At 40.3% G+C, this 17528-nt stretch carries 16 protein-coding genes; 7 read left to right on the top strand and 9 right to left on the bottom strand.

Features of this window, described 5'->3' with window-relative positions:
* The first annotated feature begins 76 nt into the window (after positions 1–76).
* Positions 77–1477: an ATP-dependent RNA helicase DbpA gene (gene dbpA / locus GFB47_RS05600; RefSeq protein ID WP_153447080.1), complete on the top strand. Its 1401-nt coding sequence runs from the start codon at positions 77–79 to the stop codon at positions 1475–1477.
* 76 nt (positions 1478–1553) lie between these two features.
* On the opposite strand, the gene GFB47_RS05595 is transcribed toward dbpA, so the two are convergent.
* The 6 genes from GFB47_RS05595 to GFB47_RS05570 form a co-directional block, all read right to left on the bottom strand.
* Entirely contained in the window at positions 1554–2336 is a 783-nt protein-coding gene (locus GFB47_RS05595; protein ID WP_153447079.1) for a MipA/OmpV family protein, read from the bottom strand.
* A gap of 15 nt (positions 2337–2351) precedes the next feature.
* A complete protein-coding gene (locus GFB47_RS05590; protein ID WP_153447078.1) occupies positions 2352–3977 on the bottom strand; it encodes a phosphoethanolamine transferase in 1626 nt (541 codons plus the stop codon).
* A gap of 96 nt (positions 3978–4073) precedes the next feature.
* On the bottom strand, positions 4074–5378 hold the full coding sequence (locus tag GFB47_RS05585; RefSeq protein ID WP_153447077.1) for an ATP-binding protein: 1305 nt from the start codon (positions 5376–5378) through the stop codon (positions 4074–4076).
* A 2-nt stretch (positions 5379–5380) separates the two neighbouring features.
* On the bottom strand, positions 5381–6082 hold the full coding sequence (locus tag GFB47_RS05580) for a response regulator transcription factor (RefSeq protein ID WP_153447076.1): 702 nt from the start codon (positions 6080–6082) through the stop codon (positions 5381–5383).
* 105 nt (positions 6083–6187) lie between these two features.
* Complete coding sequence (locus tag GFB47_RS05575) at positions 6188–6712, bottom strand: lipocalin family protein (protein ID WP_153448160.1); 525 nt, start codon at positions 6710–6712, stop codon at positions 6188–6190.
* 99 nt (positions 6713–6811) lie between these two features.
* Positions 6812–7144: a DMT family transporter gene (locus tag GFB47_RS05570; RefSeq protein WP_153447075.1), complete on the bottom strand. Its 333-nt coding sequence runs from the start codon at positions 7142–7144 to the stop codon at positions 6812–6814.
* A 244-nt stretch (positions 7145–7388) separates the two neighbouring features.
* Between GFB47_RS05570 and GFB47_RS05565 the strand changes: the two genes are divergently transcribed.
* Both GFB47_RS05565 and GFB47_RS05560 read left to right on the top strand, forming a co-directional pair.
* The gene (locus GFB47_RS05565; protein WP_153447074.1) at positions 7389–8648 is read left to right on the top strand and encodes a D-amino acid dehydrogenase; all 1260 of its coding nucleotides are present in this window, start codon (positions 7389–7391) and stop codon (positions 8646–8648) included.
* A gap of 268 nt (positions 8649–8916) precedes the next feature.
* Positions 8917–9492 carry a nucleoside triphosphate pyrophosphohydrolase family protein gene (locus tag GFB47_RS05560; RefSeq protein ID WP_153447073.1) on the top strand — a complete coding sequence of 192 codons (576 nt, stop codon included), beginning with the start codon at positions 8917–8919 and terminating at the stop codon, positions 9490–9492.
* Between the two features lie 301 nt (positions 9493–9793).
* On the opposite strand, the gene btuD is transcribed toward GFB47_RS05560, so the two are convergent.
* The 3 genes from btuD to GFB47_RS05545 all read right to left on the bottom strand — a co-directional run bounded on the left by btuD (position 9794) and on the right by GFB47_RS05545 (position 12766).
* Positions 9794–10543 (bottom strand): vitamin B12 ABC transporter ATP-binding protein BtuD, encoded by a 750-nt coding sequence (gene btuD, locus GFB47_RS05555; RefSeq protein WP_153447072.1) that lies wholly within the window; start codon positions 10541–10543, stop codon positions 9794–9796.
* A 279-nt stretch (positions 10544–10822) separates the two neighbouring features.
* The gene (btuC, locus tag GFB47_RS05550) at positions 10823–11818 is read right to left on the bottom strand and encodes a vitamin B12 ABC transporter permease BtuC (RefSeq protein ID WP_153447071.1); all 996 of its coding nucleotides are present in this window, start codon (positions 11816–11818) and stop codon (positions 10823–10825) included.
* 3 nt (positions 11819–11821) lie between these two features.
* Positions 11822–12766: a precorrin-2 dehydrogenase/sirohydrochlorin ferrochelatase family protein gene (locus tag GFB47_RS05545; RefSeq protein ID WP_153447070.1), complete on the bottom strand. Its 945-nt coding sequence runs from the start codon at positions 12764–12766 to the stop codon at positions 11822–11824.
* A gap of 475 nt (positions 12767–13241) precedes the next feature.
* Between GFB47_RS05545 and GFB47_RS05540 the strand changes: the two genes are divergently transcribed.
* The 4 genes from GFB47_RS05540 to GFB47_RS05525 all read left to right on the top strand — a co-directional run bounded on the left by GFB47_RS05540 (position 13242) and on the right by GFB47_RS05525 (position 17454).
* A complete protein-coding gene (locus GFB47_RS05540; RefSeq protein WP_153447069.1) occupies positions 13242–14264 on the top strand; it encodes an amino acid ABC transporter substrate-binding protein in 1023 nt (340 codons plus the stop codon).
* Positions 14265–14365: 101 nt separating this feature from the next.
* Entirely contained in the window at positions 14366–15574 is a 1209-nt protein-coding gene (locus GFB47_RS05535) for an amino acid ABC transporter permease (RefSeq protein WP_153447068.1), read from the top strand.
* A 13-nt stretch (positions 15575–15587) separates the two neighbouring features.
* The gene (locus GFB47_RS05530; protein ID WP_153447067.1) at positions 15588–16685 is read left to right on the top strand and encodes an amino acid ABC transporter permease; all 1098 of its coding nucleotides are present in this window, start codon (positions 15588–15590) and stop codon (positions 16683–16685) included.
* 19 nt (positions 16686–16704) lie between these two features.
* The gene (locus GFB47_RS05525) at positions 16705–17454 is read left to right on the top strand and encodes an amino acid ABC transporter ATP-binding protein (RefSeq protein ID WP_153447066.1); all 750 of its coding nucleotides are present in this window, start codon (positions 16705–16707) and stop codon (positions 17452–17454) included.
* The last annotated feature ends 74 nt before the right edge of the window (positions 17455–17528 follow it).

Below are 17528 nucleotides of genomic sequence, written 5' to 3'. Positions count from 1 at the left end.
ATGCAATAAACCCCATTCAAAACAGGTTAAGCAAAATGTCGCTTAGTCTGTCTCTTTATTATTAGGAAACAACACTTTGACTTCAACCACAACAAACGCATCATTTAGCAGCCTTAATCTTGATAGCGCACTTATTGAGAACTTAGACAGCTTAGGTTACCAATCTATGACCCCTATCCAAGCCGATAGCCTTCCGCTTATGTTGGCAGGTAAAGATGTGATTGGACAAGGTAAAACCGGCTCTGGTAAAACCGCAGCATTCGGCCTTGGTTTATTGGCTAACCTCAATGTGAAACGTTTTCGCGTTCAATCGTTAGTATTGTGCCCAACGCGTGAATTGGCCGATCAAGTCGCCACTGAAATTCGTAAGTTAGCGCGTGGCATTCATAACATCAAAGTGCTGACCTTATGTGGCGGCATGCCATTTGGTCCTCAAATTGGTTCTCTTGAGCATGGCGCGCATATTCTTGTTGGTACGCCTGGTCGCATTTTGGATCACCTTGATAAAGGCCGAATCGATTTATCAGAAATGAACACGCTAGTTTTAGATGAAGCGGATCGCATGCTAGACATGGGTTTCCAAGATTCATTAGACGCCATCATTGCAGAAGCGCCAAAAGAGCGCCAAACCTTGTTATTCAGCGCCACTTTCCCGCCTGAAATCAAAAAAATTGCTGACCGCATTATGAATAAACCTGAATTGGTTAAGGTTGAAAGCCAGCATACCGATAGCAGTATTAGGCAGTTCTTCTATAAAGCCGACAGTTTTGAAGCGCGTATACAAGCGACTCAGATTTTATTGTTAACGCACAAGCCTGAATCATCGGTTATTTTTTGTAATACCAAACGTGAAACGCAACAAGTAGCAGACGAGTTAGAATACAAAGGCTTTGATGTTATTGCCTTGCACGGTGATTTAGAACAGCGCGATCGTGACCAAGCCTTACTGCGCTTTGCGAACAAAAGTGCTTCTATTTTAGTGGCAACCGATGTAGCCGCTCGTGGTCTTGATGTTGAAAATTTAGATGCGGTGATCAACTTTGAACTGGCTCGTGACGCAGAAATTCACGTTCACCGTATTGGTCGTACTGGTCGCGCTGGCAGTAAAGGTATGGCATTTAGCTTATTCTCTCCAAAAGAAATGTTTAAAGTTGCTCAAATTGATGAGTATATGGACATTGCGATTTCGCCATCGACCCTGCCTTCTTCAGATGTAATGTCTGATGCGCCTTATGTTGCTCAAATGGTGACAATTCAAATTGATGGCGGCAAGAAACAAAAAGTACGTGCCGGCGATATTCTGGGTGCATTAACCGGTGGTGAGCAAAGTATTCAAGGTAGCCAAGTAGGTAAGATCAACTTATCTGACATTCGCGCCTTTGTTGCTGTGCATAAAGATGTTGCCAAGAAAGCGTTGAAGATTATTTCTAACGGTAAAATGAAAGGAAAAACGTTCCGAGCTCGTATTATTAATTAATCTGACTTTTTATCGATGATCAAAACAGCCCTGTGAGTTCTTGCTCACAGGGCTGTTTTTATTTAATTTAAAGCGATTAAAAGTGGAAAGCAACCATAGCGGTGGTTGCCCATTGGTTGGCACTGTCAACAATAGGTGAATCTGAAATACGAGAGCCTAATCGGCTATAGCCGGTAGATTGCGTTATATCCATATAACTAGTGACCGGAATAATAAATTTGTAGCCAACACTATAGGTAAAGTCACTCTTTCCTTTGAACGCGGATCTTGACGTTGTGGCTTCGCCTTTACGTACGCCATAATAATAATCAACATACTCCGCACTTAAATAGCTCACCCCAATGTAAGGCACAAAACTAGCAGAGCCGATGCTGATCGGGTGGAAGTAAGTTTCACTGGCATTGCCACCATTATAAACCCCTGTCACATCATGTTGATATTTACCCGACAGCGTCCCTCCCCACAATTTGGCATCGGTGCTAAAACCTAGATCAGCGCTGATATGTCTTTTACTCATACCATTTAGACTCGCCGCAGTATTGTGGTCATAACCTAAGTTAGCCAATGTACCGAAGACCGCCATGGTGATCTTATCATCGTCATTTCCCCAAAAACGATAGTTTACGTTCCCAGCATCAATATTAAAATCGTCACCATGGTAACCAGCCGATAAAATTGGCATGGCATTATTTTTTTGTCCTTTATAAACATCACTTCCATACATGCCGCCAAATGCAATATTAAAATCGCCTTGGTGAGTATAGATATTGCCATTTTTAATATAAGCATCCGCTTGGCTTGCTTGCGCGGTAACTGTAATAAACAAAAGACATGCGCTTGATATAATATATTTTTTCATAATATAACCTTTGTTTTATTGTATTTTACATGTTGAAAGTAAATCTAATGATGGGTTGTAAACTTCTGTCTTCACATTCAGTAAACTTAAAATCGTGTGAAAGACATAATCTTGAGATAATCCATTTTTATTGGCCAAATTCTGTAAGCATTGAGTAGAAATATGCATATCCTTTTTAAAGTCATTCGACATCCACAACATCATAGGGACTGTTTTTTGATATTTAGGCGCAATGCTGTAAGGCATTCCATGTAAATATAATCCATTCTCACCCAATGACTCTCCATGATCGGATATATAAAACATGGCAGTACTGTGTTGTGTTTCATTTTTTAATTTTGATATTATTTTTGATAAAACCAAATCGGTATACAAAATTGTATTGTCGTAAGTATTTACGATCTGATCAGTACTACAGTTTTCAATGTCACTTCGATCACATGTTGGTGTGAATTCATGTTCCATTTTAGGATAGCGCTTAAAATAGGTTGGTCCATGACTGCCATTAAAATGCAAAATAATCAGTTGATCTTGTGGTTTAATATCCTGAGCCAACTTATTCAGTAGCACTTCATCAAAGCAATTTGTACCATCACAGAAATCATTATTATCCGATCGCGGTGCCATTTTTTTAATGACATGCTTGGCGACCTTTTTATCACCGCCATCATTATCCTTCCAGAGAACGTCGACGCCTGCTCGTTGTAGAATATCGAGTACATTATCTTGGCTATTGGCAATATCATGATCATAATTGCTACGGTTAAGTGCTGAGAACATGCAAGGCACTGAAATAGCCGTTGCTGTACCGCATGAGCTTACATTTTTAAATGAATACACATTTTTATCTTCCGTAAATGGTGTAGTATTTCTAACATAACCATTAACCAAGTAGTTTTGCGCTCTTGCCGTTTCACCCACAACCATGATGACCAATTTCGGTTTTCGTGCTTGATCTGCGTTGGGAATAATTGCATCACGCCCTATCTCTCTGTATACGATTGGCGTTGTAAAGTACTGATGTTTTATATACTTATAAGTGCTATATACAAACTCATTAGGGATAATCATCTTCTTTAGATAGCTATTGTTTCTCCCAATAGATGCATAGTCTTTATAATAAAATAAAGCGATGAAAAAAATAATCACTACCGAGCACATAATGACTTTAATTTTATTTAATAAAAACATTATTGCAGAACGATCTTTTTTTATTTTTACTTTATATAACACAATTGATGGTATCACACCGACACTTATAAACCATGTGGCGAATGAAATATTAAGATAAGATATCGCTTCGTTATAATCTGTCTGGAAAATATTCACGATCATGCTATCGTCGAATAAAGTCCCATAATGATAACTTGAATAACTGACTATACTGGAAAGTAAAATGATAGGGATAAAAACCAGTTTAGTCAGATATGGCCATGTAAACAAACTGAATATAATAATCAGCGCACAAAAGAAAAAAACAGGTACACTAACTAAAAAGACCCAGCGAATGACCTCCCCAGCAGAAACCACATGGTAAATTTTCGCATAAACTGGAAAGTTAATGATTGTAGCGAAAAATAACGCAATCAGTATTGTTATTTGATGTGAATAAAAAGCATTTCTTAATGTTTGTTTTTTCATTTTATCTCAACATATTAAAACAGTGTTTTCTATGTTAAGTATATTAATCCGTCTCTATGTCAATGTATGTCTCCATTATGTATGGTTTTGTCACGCTCAGCTTTGTTGTGGTAAACGTAAGGTAAACTTAGCCCCTCCATGCTGGCTGGCACTGACTTGAACTTCGCCTTTATGCAATAAAGCGATCTGTTTAACGATGGCTAAACCTAAACCAAACCCGACTTGTTGTTTGTTTCTTGATGAATCTGCACTATAAAAAGCATCAAAAATAAAAGGCCAATGTCGGGGTTCGATCCCTGCTCCATCATCTTCCACTATGATGGTACAAGTGTGTTGAGTTAACTGATAAGAAAGATAGATAACCGACTGACAATGTTTATTGGCATTACTGAGCAGGTTATTTAATGCTTGGGTCAATATATAAGGATCACACTCCAGTTGATCAGTTTGATCCTCCTGATTAGACGGCGTGTCATTGAGCATCTCAATTCTGGCGCCGTTTGAACTACGCCATTTATCGGCTATATTGGAAATCCACGGGTAAATATCAATATTATCTTTATTAAGTTCAACATCTGCCCTTTCTGCTTTAGCGTAATACAGTAATTGGCTGACCATGGTTTCCATCTCGTCAATATCTTCAATAATACTGATGATTTTTTTCTTTTGCTCTATAGGCAAGATTTCATCACTCAATAGCTCCGCTTGCCATTGAATTCGAAATATAGGCGTTCTCAATTCATGGGCAACGGCATTGGTAAGGGCTTTGTTTGTATAGATAAGCGCAGATATTTTATCGGCCATATAATTAAAATTTCGATTTAATGAGCCCACTTTTGCGTTACTTTTCTCTGATACCCGAGTCTCAAAACCCCCGTTGGCAAAGGATAATGTTGCCTTTTCTAGTGCACGAACTCTACGACCTAAAAACCAAATAAATAACACACTGTAAACGGAAAAACCTCCGATGAAAAATACCCACAATATGTCATCGTCAAATTCTATAGATTGCCGTAAAGAGGTGCTCATATCAGGGCGTAGGCTATAAATGTCATTGTTGAGCGTAAATCGGAACCAAAGCACACGATCATCATCATGAAAGGTATGGCTTTGAGGTGAAGTAAAAGAGAAAAAAGTCGTTACGTTGTTAGGAATGCGGTCTGGGCGGCTAAGGGTTTGTCTGGTGGTTTTAGCATAACTGGCCACAGCGGCTAACGCTGCCTCTTCACCTTGATTATGATAAATATTACCAACTAAATGGTGTAAGCCTTGTCCTTCAAAATCTTCCAATAAGTAGTCATAGTCAACATTAAGGTCATAAACAATAAAATTGTAACCCACTAATATAAGACACAAATGTAAGACTAACCCAACAAAACACTCGAGGTAAATTCGTTTCATTGTTACTCCCAAGCGCTTGCTGAAAACAAATAACCTTTGCCTCGGACTGTAATAATTTTATTTGGCGAGCTCGGATCATCATGCAACTTTTTACGCAGCGACACTATTTTGTTATCTATTGTCCTATCAATCCCATCGTAATCAATACCGCGTAACTGCTTGGTAAGAATATCTCGCGATACAGGGGTATTTGGGCTTTGAGCTAAGTGCCATAACAAATCAAATTCACTGTCGGTTAAAGAGATCAGCGCATTATTGAGATGACATTTCTTACATGTACTGTCTAGCTGCAAACTATCAAATACACAGTGCTCGGTGTTTTCAACAGAGAGATGGTAATTACGCCTTAATACCGCCCTTAGCCGTGCCAGTAATACGCGAGGTTTGATTGGTTTAGTTATGAAATCATCCGCCCCGACCTCAAGCGCCGCGACATGGTCAAAATCATCATCGCTTGCGGTTAACATCACTATCTTGCCTAAGTATTTTTGCCGAATGCGGCGGCAAATACTTAATCCATCTTCATTGGGTAACATCAGATCTAAAATAATAATATCAGGATTGATGGATTCAATCAGCTTGGTGATGTTTTCGCCATTTGATAAGACTTCTACTACAAATTGTTGCTGTAAAAAGTAGTCCTTCAGCATAGTTTGTAGCTTTATATCATCTTCAACGATAACCATAGAGATGCTATCAGTCATAAATATCTCTTATATATTGAATTTGCGCATAGTTATAACTGATAGGATACAGGCATAAATGAGGTGCAAGCAATAAAACTCGCGGTTTAACGTTCTCAAAGTGCACTATCGTTCTGTTGGCTTCTGGTCAACAAAAATAAGCTGCTTTGTATCAAAACCTTTTTTATTAGCTTGATCCACAAACTCTTTTTTGACCTCGTCAGTCAGTATTGGTGTCCGCGACATTAGCCATAAATAAGAATGATCGGGGCCAGATACAAAGGCATATTGCCCATCTGGATCGAGATGAAATATCACATAGGAACCATAAAACGGACCAAAAAAAGATACTTTTAAATACCCTGTGGTACTGTCCTCGACAAGATAGGCTTTCCCCTCAGCTTGTTGCCATTGTCCTTTTTGTTTTGAATAGCCTTTATTGAGCACCTTGATACCACCGTCCTGCCGAAAAGAATACTCCGCACTAACATGTGATAAACCACGTTCAAACGAATGGTCTAAACGGGCTAGTTCATACCATTGACCCGTATAATTATTGGGATCAAAGTTATTGATTGGCGTTACCGATGATGGCATACCTAAACACCCTGTCAGTGATACTAAACTGATCAGAGTTAAAAAACGGAACATGTAATGATTAGGTTTCATTGGAAGTTATCCTCAGTTGGTATTGATCCTAGATTTTCGACATAAGCGACATATTCAATACGTATCAGCTGAATAAATCGATCAGTGACCGCCCGAATGAGAAAACAGATTGATCACCACCACACCGGCGATGATTAAACCCATACCTAAAACTGCGGCTAAATCCAATTTTTGTCCATGCAACAACCAAGATACAACCGCCACTAACACAATGCCTAACCCCGCCCATATTGCATAGGCTATCCCTACTGGTAAGGTTTTTAATGTAAGGGATAAGCAATAAAATGCAATCACATAGCCTATAACCACCACAGTTGATGGGATTAATTTTGTAAACCCTTCGGCTGACTTCATTGCTGATGTCGCGATGACTTCAGAGACAATTGCGATGCCTAAAAATAGCCAATGTTTCATAAACTCCTCAACAGGATAAACTATACAGACAACAATTTTACGACAACGCTGCGAGAGAATACATTAAAATAATATTACGCCCCCCTTCAATACCCTAGCATTAACATTAGTTAGTTATAAATATACAAAAAATCAACATTAACAGTGGTAAATTTCAATTAACCGCTAAAAACAAAGCACTATTCTCTTAGTTTTAATTTAAGCTTAGAGGAATAAAATGTTTCATTATTGTTAAGGGTGGCGTATGCATGTAATCGTTTTAGGTGGAGGTGTGTTAGGTGTGGCCAGTGCTTGGTATTTGGCAAAGTCAGGACATCAAGTCACGGTTGTTGATCGCCAAAATAGTGTAGCGCAAGAAACCAGTCATGGTAATGCAGGTATGATCTCCCCTGGTTACAGCTCCCCTTGGGCGGCACCTGGAGTACCATTTAAAGCGATTGGTTGGATGCTACAAGATCTGTCACCTTTTATGATCAATATGAAAGAATTGGATGGTTATACCCTATCTTGGATGACTAAAATGCTCGCCAACTGCAATACTCGCAGTTATCAAACCAACAAAGCTCGGATGCTGCGTATTGCTGAATACAGCCGTGATTGTTTTGTCGATTTACGCCGTGAAATCGATATCGACTATGAGGCTCGCCAATTGGGAACCTTACAATTATTCCGAAAACAGAAGCAAATTGATGCGTTGCAAAAAGACATTCAAGTCTTAAAACAATTAGGTATTGAACATCAAGCTTTAGACATGTCGGGTTGTATTGCACATGAACCGGCTTTGCAACATGTAAAAGATAAATTTATTGGTGGCTTGAGGTTGCCAGGTGACGAAACCGGTGACTGTTTTAAGTTTACCACTCAACTTGCCAAACAATGTGAGCAACTGGGTGTGACCTTTTTGATGAACACCAGTATCCAAAAACTCAATCAAGCCAACGGAAAAATCATCAGTGTCAGCACCGATAAAGGTGAGATTGTGGGTGATACTTATCTTTGCGCTTTAGGCTGTTACTCACCCCAGGTTTTAGATACCGTTGGGATCAAAGTACCGATTTACCCAATCAAAGGTTACTCACTGACCCTTACGATTGAAGATGAAAACCGCGCCCCACAATCAACGATCATGGATGAAACCTATAAAGTAGCAGTGACACGTTTTAAGGATCGTATTCGGGTGGGAGGCACAGCGGAAATCGCTTCTTATAATCTTGATTTACCTGAAAAACGCCGTGCCAGCATTGATTTTGTGGTGCAAGATATGTTCCCAGGTGCTGCCGATGTTGCCAAAGCTGAATTCTGGACAGGCTTACGCCCTATGACCCCCGACAGCACCCCTATTTTAGGTGGCACTCAATACTCCAATTTATTTTTAAATACTGGTCATGGCACTTTAGGTTGGACCATGTCATTAGGCTCGGCCAAGTTTGTCAGTGACATCATTAACAACAAAAAGCCGGATATTGATCCCGAAGGTTTGTCTATCGAACGGTATTATGGCTAGGTGATTGAGTCCTTCACTGTGGATTTAATCGATATATCCACAAGCAGAATGTGAGATAAGCTCAATGAGAAAGCGAAGTTACCGAACCGTTCTCTTTGCCAGTCAGTTTGTTGTCTTTAATTTTCTTGTGTTATTTGACAGGAACAATCACCTCACGTCTGAGTGGTGTTTTAAACATGCTCAATTAAATTCAAACCTTATCAAAAAAACCACCATAGAATAAAATTTGTTATCATCAGAAAAATTATATTCTTTAGGATCTAACCCAATGCAATTTACCCTGCTTACTTTAGAGCTATTTGCTCACTTATATCAAGACATTTCTGAATTTCGCTTTACCTTTGACTTACCTATAGCAGACTTATCGAGCTTAGATGACAAAGCGGACACCCTTCACACCTCGCTTGCGATTGAGGAGCTGACCGAGTTAGCAGAAGCCGATTGTAAAACAGAACAAGCAGACGCCATTATCGATACCGTTTATGTCTTAATGGGACGTTTAGTTCATCGCGGGGATGATAGCGTGAAAGCCAACATTGGGATCAGTTACATCATTGAATTATTGCTGCATGTGGCTAAAAATCGTGGGGTTGAATTTTTACCGTGTTGGGATGAAGTACATTCAAGCAACATGAGTAAAGTGTGTCGTAGTGAACAAGAATTTATTGAAACCCAAGCCTTTTATGCTAAACAAAATGTCGAGTTAGAAGCGGTTAAAAAAGGTGACTATATTATTGCAAAGTGCGCCAAGGATATCGAGATGCAGGGCAAAACAGTACGTAAAGGTAAAGTATTGAAATCGGTTTATTATCGCCCCGCGGATCTAGAGTCTTTAACTCAGTAATTCTTAAGTCTCAATCTACCTTTTTTAAAATAAACAGATAAAAAAAAGCCTGTCTTAAGTAAGACAGGCATAGCTGTTGTGATTGTAATAACAACGAATAGGACGAGAATGCATCACTTTAATTAATGCAATTACTGTGCCAACTTTTCCACGCACAACCCAAAAACACTTAAAGCATTGAAAATAAGTATAAATAAAATTTAATCATTAGCGTCCATGATTCATTATCATTAACTGCACGATGAACTTACAACTTGATTGCATCATTTATGGGGCATTTGCTACTTTTTAGTACATGACTTTAATCAATCAACAAGTAGGCGTTGTCTTCAATCACTATCTTTTTAACTTGGGTCGTAAATACTGTTGTTAACAGTTCTGATGTCATCATTTTTTCAGTTTTTCCCTGCGCCTGAATGACCCCTTTTTTTAAGATAACCACACTATGCGAGTGTCGTAGTGTTCGATTTAGATCATGGTTCGCCATCAATACCGCTAAGCCTTTCTGGGCCATCACATCGATCAATCTATACAACAAACCTTGTTGCCCTACATCTAACGGCGCTGCCGGTTCATCTAAGATCAACAACTTTGCCAGTGGATTTAACGATGGCCATACCTGCAAACACATTCCCGCTAAACGCACTCGTTGCCATTCGCCGCCCGACAGCTGTTGGGTTTGTCGTTCTAATTTATCGGCTATATCCAAGATTTGTGTGATCTCTGACATCGCAGACTCAACCAATGCACACTTGGCGTTTGTTGGGATAGACAACGAAAGATAATGCACCACCGACATACTGAAAGCAGATTGAAATTGTTGGGCTAAATACGCTCTTTGAGTGGCCAAGGCAGTTAAGCTTTGTTGCTTAATGTCTTGCCCCGCGATCTTTATATGCCCTTCACAAGCTAATAAGCCTGACACCGACTCAAGTAAAGTACTTTTGCCACTGCCATTAGGGCCAATAACATGCACAATTTCGCCCGCGTCGATAGTCAGTGACATTGGCATTAACCTTGGAGCAACGGAGACGTTATCAATTTCAATCATAATGCGTAGGTTAGTCCTAGGGGCTGTTGATCTTTCGTGATTAAATTTTGTTCGAGATAAAAGCCTTTTAATCGAGGCAAGTCGATTGAAGCCTATATTCTAAGTAAATGTGACTTAACGAAGAGTAAAAGGCTTTTAGCCGAACCCTTCGGGCTGCGTTTGTTGGTCTTTTCTACTTCGTCATCGGCTTTTCGTGTAGCCAGCTACACCACAAAGCCTCTTCATTGTATAAATACCCAACAATTCGCAGCAAAAACAACCACGAAAGTTCAACAGCCCCTAATATTTATCGTAATGACGCAATAGCAACCATATAAAAATAGGCGCGCCAATACTGGTGGTCACAACCCCTAAAGGCAATTCAGCTGCATTAAGCGATATTCGAGCAAACAGATCAGCTAATACCAATAATGTTGCCCCACACAAAGCCGACATCGGTAACAGATAACGATTTTCACTGCCTAACGTTAAGCGAATTAAATGGGGGATCACTAAGCCAATAAAGCTTATCACCCCACCAATGGCGACTGAACATCCAACTAAAATCGCCACCACCACAATCAATTTCCAACGTAACGCAGCAACATCTAATCCCAATTGTTGAGCATGTTTTTCTCCGACCATTAACAAGTCGAGTTCACGCCCTTTAGTGCATAACCAAGCAATGCAAGGCAACATCAAAATCGTGACGCTCAGTTGCTGCCAAGTGATGCCTCCCACACTGCCCATTAACCAATACATTAAGATGCGTAGATTAAAGTTATCACTAAAGTAAAACGCCCATGTCACCGCTGAACTGGATAAAATCCCTAATGCCACTCCGACCAATAATAGTCTCGCAGTCGTGAGGTTCATGCTTTTGGCCAGTCCAACAATAATGACGGTAAATACCAGTGCTCCGCCTATTGCTGCCAGCATGGTACCTAACACACTAGCCAACAGTGGGAAACAAAAAAGCAGTATCACCATGCCTAAGCTAGAACCGCCCGATATACCAATAATACCGGGCTCTGCCAATGGATTACCTAAAAGCACCTGTAAGCTGGCACCTGAAACGGCTAATGCCGCGCCAATTACCATCACCGCCAGCAAGCGCGGCAGACGCAAATTGATAAATATCTGTTGTTGAAATTCAGACCAAGGAAATTGCAGAGGCAAAGAAACTTCGCCCACCATAAGGTAAATCACACTGATGATGCACATCAATAGACCCATCGCTATAAAAGGTTTACGCCAACGAGCTTGTTTATAATTGATTAATTGGTGATATTGCATAAATTATTGATCGGCAATTTTAAGTAAGTCATTGTTGCCTTTCATGAGTTTTAATTCATTATCGAGGCAATTCTTGGGGATAAAAACACAGATCCGACGCTGATCTATTTTGGCTTGTTGCAACTGCGCAGCTAATTGGGCGTTATTATCATATTGTTCTCGGTCGGCATCTCGTCGGCATAAATCAATAAAACCAAATGGACAATCTTGAGGATAAAGAACCAATTCAGATTGTTGCATCAGGCGTAAGGCTTTAATTGACAGCAGTTCAACATCATTGGAATACTCAAACCACACTTGTGACCCCGTAACTGCAATCTCATCTTTTGTTGTCAGTAATCCTTGATACAGTTCCTCTAGTTCATGTCTTTCGCTGGCTTTATCAATAAGTGGCGAGCTAAAAAATTGCTCCCAAAATTTTCGTCTTTCATCGACAGAATTTAATGCTTGCTTGATGCTATTACGTTTAGAGGCCGCGAAGTCGGCCACAATAGCAAGGTTATGAGGCAAGATGGATTCCAGCTTTTCACGTAAGTAGCGAATGAGAACAGGCGATGCCCCACCACTTGAAATGGCTACCTGAATACGCCCTCGGTTGATCATTGAAGGGGTAATAAAGTCGCAATATGGGGTGTCATCCACCACATTGACCAAGATATTTTGTGCTTTGGCATCTTGGTGGACTTTGTGATTGAGCTCAGGGTTATCTGTGGTTGCCCATACTTGAACATAATCCACCAACATCTCTGTCTTATAAAAGGACTGAACCCATAATAATGATTCTTGTTGTGCCAATTGCAATAGATGCTTATGAACTTGAGGCGAGATCACCGTGACTTTAGCGCCCGCTCTTAGCAGCATATCCACTTTGCGGCAGGCCACATCCCCGCCTCCGACAACGAGAACAGGTTTGTTATTGAGATCGATAAAAATTGGAAAATAGCGCATCAGGATCCTTAAGTGCGATAAATGGCTTAATCAGATGTTACCAAAATTGTGCAAGCAGTGTTACTTGATCAATATCACAAACAATTTTACTTTGAAATTAGTCAATATCAGGATAAAAAACTCTAAATTTTCCCACTCCTGCAATTAATAATTTTATCAATTCGACTTTATCCAGAATTTATACTCCAATGTTCACCAATGTCGCAAAATTGCACTATTTACATTTATTTTACATTTGGTCATTCTAAAAGAATTGAAGAATTTGTGATGTTACTCAAACACATATTACATTATCTATTTGTGTAATCCTCATTCTTTCCTACGCTTAAATGGTTAGGAATGTGTTTTGACTCTATTTTATAGTCAAAGTACATCAAATTTTAAGTAGACATGAAGTTTCACTTAAATGACTTATTCACAGAAACCCTCAATCAGTAGAAGCTGATTATTATGGACGTATACAGGAAGAATACATATGGCGAATAAAATCAAACTATTAGCATCTGTTGTAGCCGTTTCTGCGGCGATGATGGCAAACACTGCTTCAGCCGGTACGCTACAAGATGTACAAAAAGCTGGCGAGTTAAAATGTGGTGTAAGTACCGGTTTGGCTGGCTTTTCTAACCCAAATGAAAAAGGCCAATGGGAAGGTCTTGATGTTGAATACTGTCAAGCCGTAGCAGCGGCTGTTCTTGGCGATAAAACCAAAATTAAATTTATTCCTTTAAACGCTAAAGAGCGCTTCACTGCCCTACAATCGGGTGAAGTCGATGTCCTATCTCGTAACACCACTTGGACGCTACAACGTGATGGTTCGCTTGGTTTGAACTTCGTTGGTACCACTTACTATGATGGCCAAGGCTTTATGGTGAAAAAAGATCTCGGCGTGAAAAGCGCGAAAGAGCTTGATGGTGCCTCTATTTGTGTACAAGCCGGTACCACTACCGAGCTAAACCTTGCCGATTACTTCCGTGTGGAAGGCATGTCCTTTAAACCGGTGGTATTCGATACTATGGACCAAACCGCTAAAGGCTTTGATTCAGGCCGTTGTGACGTTCTAACCTCCGACCAATCGCAACTTTACGGACTGCGTTTAAACCTGAAAAATCCTAGCTCTGCAATGGTTTTGCCTGAAATCATTTCTAAAGAACCGCTCGGCCCTGTTGTTCGTCAAGGTGATGACCAATGGTTTAACGTCACCAAGTGGACTCTATTTGCCATGATTAACGCCGAAGAATACGGCATTACTCAGGCAAACGTTGATAAAATGAAAAAATCAAACGATCCAAATGTAAAACGTATTTTAGGGCTTGATGGGCCTAAAGGCGAAGGTTTAGGACTTAAAGATGATTGGGCTTATCAAATCGTGAAACAAGTCGGCAACTATGGCGAAATGTTTGAGCGTACGGTTGGTCAAGGTTCTCCTCTAAAGGTTGATCGTGGCGTGAACAAGTTATGGAACGCGGGTGGTTTCCAATACGCACCGCCGATTCGATAGTTTTCATTAGTTCTCGAAAAATTGAAGCTTTGATAAAAATATAAAGCTAAGGGGCGGTTTCGGCCGCCCTTTTTATAATCAGATTTTGAGGTTACTGCAGTATGAAACCCACTAAATCAAATGAAGCCGTCAATCCGTCCAATACGGGTAACTCGCTTTCAAGTTTAATTTACAACCCTACATTTCGGTCGGTTGTTTTCCAAGTGTTAACCGTCGCTGTAGTAGGTTACTTCCTCTACATCATTATCAACAATACCGTTACCAACCTTAATGATCGTGGTATCTCCACCGGCTTTGGTTTTCTCGATCGTGAAGCAGGGTTTAGTATTGGCTTAACCCTGATTGATTATGATGAAACTTATACCTTTGGCCGTACTTTCTTTGTTGGTCTACTCAATACCGCCCTTGTCTCTGTTCTTGGGATAATCCTCGCCACTATCGTAGGGTTTATCGTTGGTATTGCTCGCTTATCATCCAACTGGATTGTGAACAAACTTGCTGCGGTCTTTATTGAAATCGTGCGAAATGTTCCTCCGCTGCTACAAATTCTTTTTTGGTACTTTGCGGTTCTGCAAGCCCTGCCCTCTGCTCGCCAAAGTTTAAGTTTAGGTGAAGCGGTATTTTTAAATATTCGCGGTTTATATTTTCCTAAACCGGTATTTGAAAATGGCAGTATGTTTATCGCAATCGCAATAATTATCGCAGTAGCATTGAGCGTCGGCGTTTATTACTGGGCTAAGAACAAACAAAAACTCACCGGCGAACAAACCCCTGTAGGTCGTATCAGTTTAGGCTTATGCGTTGGGTTACCGCTGATTGCTTATTTTATGGCAGGTATGCCAATTTCTGCAGATTATCCTGCGTTAAGAGGTTTTAACTTCCAAGGTGGTATTACTATTCTGCCGGAGTTATTTGCTTTATTAATTGCCTTGGGTATTTTTACCGCCGCATTTATTGCCGAAATTGTTCGTTCCGGCATTGAAGCGGTCGATCATGGTCAAACCGAAGCTTCGATGGCGCTCGGTATTTCTCATACCAAGACCTTGAAACTGGTGGTTATCCCACAAGCCATGCGCATCATTATTCCACCGTTAACCAGTGAGTATTTGAATCTAACCAAAAACTCATCGCTCGCAATGGCGATTGGTTATCCTGATTTAGTTTCTGTGTTCGCAGGAACAACCTTAAATCAAACTGGGCAAGCGATTGAAATTATCTTTATGACCATGGGGGTATATTTAGGTTTAAGCCTACTGACTTCTTGGCTTATGAATATGTATAACAATAAAGTCGCATTAGTCGAACGATAAGGAGGAGTACCAGATGAAAACACATCAATTTCAACCAAATCTTCCGCCTCCGCCTAATACTGTAGGCGTCGTCGGATGGATGCGAAAGAATCTATTTAGTAATGTTGCCAACAGCATCACTACCCTTTTATTAGCTGTTTTTTCGGCTTACATTATTTGGGATGTGTTGGCATGGTCTGTGTTTAATGCCGACTGGTTTGGCAGTACGCGCGATGATTGTACCAGTACAGGTGCTTGTTGGGTCTTTATTAGCGTGCGCTGGGAACAGTTCATGTATGGATTCTACCCAAATGCAGAGTTATGGCGACCTCGGTTATTTTATGCAACTTTAGCGGTATTAGTGGCATTAATGGCGTATGAAAAAACGCCAAAACGCGCTTGGATTTTTATCTTCTTTGGTAGTGCTTACCCTATTCTAATGGCTGGTCTACTGGAAGGTTCGATGTTTGGCTTGCCAGTGGTGGATACTCACCAATGGGGCGGCTTATTAGTCACCTTGATACTGGCTATCATCGGTATTGTATTATCGCTACCTATTGGTGTGGTTTTAGCGCTTGGACGCCGTTCAAAAATGCCAATCATTAATAAACTCAGTGTTATTTATATTGAAATATGGCGTGGCGTACCATTAATCACTGTCCTGTTTATGGCCTCGGTCATGCTGCCACTGTTTTTTGCGAGTGGTATTCAAACCGACAAACTGGTTCGTGCTTTGATCGGTGTCACCATGTTTTACTCCGCTTATATGGCAGAAGTAGTGCGTGGTGGTTTACAGGCGATACCAAAAGGTCAATATGAAGCGGCGGATTCTTTAGGCTTAGGTTATTGGAAGAAAATGCGCTTAATCGTATTACCTCAAGCTTTAAAAATTACCATTCCATCAATCGTTAATAACTTTTTATCGTTGTTTAAAGACACCAGTTTAGTCTTAATCATTGGTATGTACGATGTGCTTGGTATTGGCCAATCGGCGAATACGGATCCAAACTGGTTAGGCTACTCTACTGAGAGTTATGTCTTTGTCGCATTAGTTTTCTGGGTATTTTGTTTTGGTATTTCGCGTTACTCGATTTACATAGAAAACAAACTTCATACTGGGCATAAACGTTAAGTGTAATCAAGGAAGCATTATGACTAACACACAAGATCACATGATCGAAATAAAAGATATGAACAAATGGTACGGTGAGTTTCACGTATTAAAAAACATTAACCTTAACGTTAAAAAAGGTGAGAAAATTGTAATCTGTGGCCCTTCTGGCTCTGGAAAGTCCACCATGATACGTTGCATTAACCATTTGGAAGAACATCAAAAAGGCAGTATTCGAGTATCGGGAACTGAATTGACGGAAGATTTAAAGACCATAGAAACCGTGCGTAAAGAAGTCGGCATGTGTTTTCAGCACTTTAACCTCTTCCCTCACCTAACAGTTTTAGAAAACTGTACGTTAGCGCCAATTTGGGTCAAAAAAATGCCGAAACATGAGGCAGAAAAAATTGCGATGAAGTTTTTAGAGCGGGTTAAAATACCAGATCAAGCCGACAAATACCCTGGCCAATTATCTGGTGGGCAACAGCAGCGTGTTGCCATTGCTCGCTCACTATGTATGAACCCACAAGTGATGCTGTTTGATGAGCCCACCTCGGCGCTCGATCCAGAAATGGTGCGAGAAGTACTCGATGTTATGGTCGAATTGGCAAGTGAAGGTATGACGATGCTATGTGTTACGCATGAGATGGGCTTTGCCAAAGAAGTCGCTGACCGCGTGATCTTTATGGATGCAGGCGAAATCATTGAAGAAAACAATCCAAAAGATTTCTTTGAAAACCCTCAATCTGATCGCACCATTAATTTCTTGAGTCAGATTTTGCATCATTAACGATTAATCATTTGCTCTCAATTGTTAGTCATACCCATAAACAAACTCGATGTATATAAACAGAATAAAAGCCT

The organism is Vibrio algicola, from assembly GCF_009601765.2.
Classification (GTDB): Bacteria; Pseudomonadota; Gammaproteobacteria; order Enterobacterales; family Vibrionaceae; genus Vibrio; species Vibrio algicola.
The sequence above is the reverse complement of the archived record's forward strand: the minus strand, read 5'-3'. Positions and strand labels throughout refer to the sequence as shown.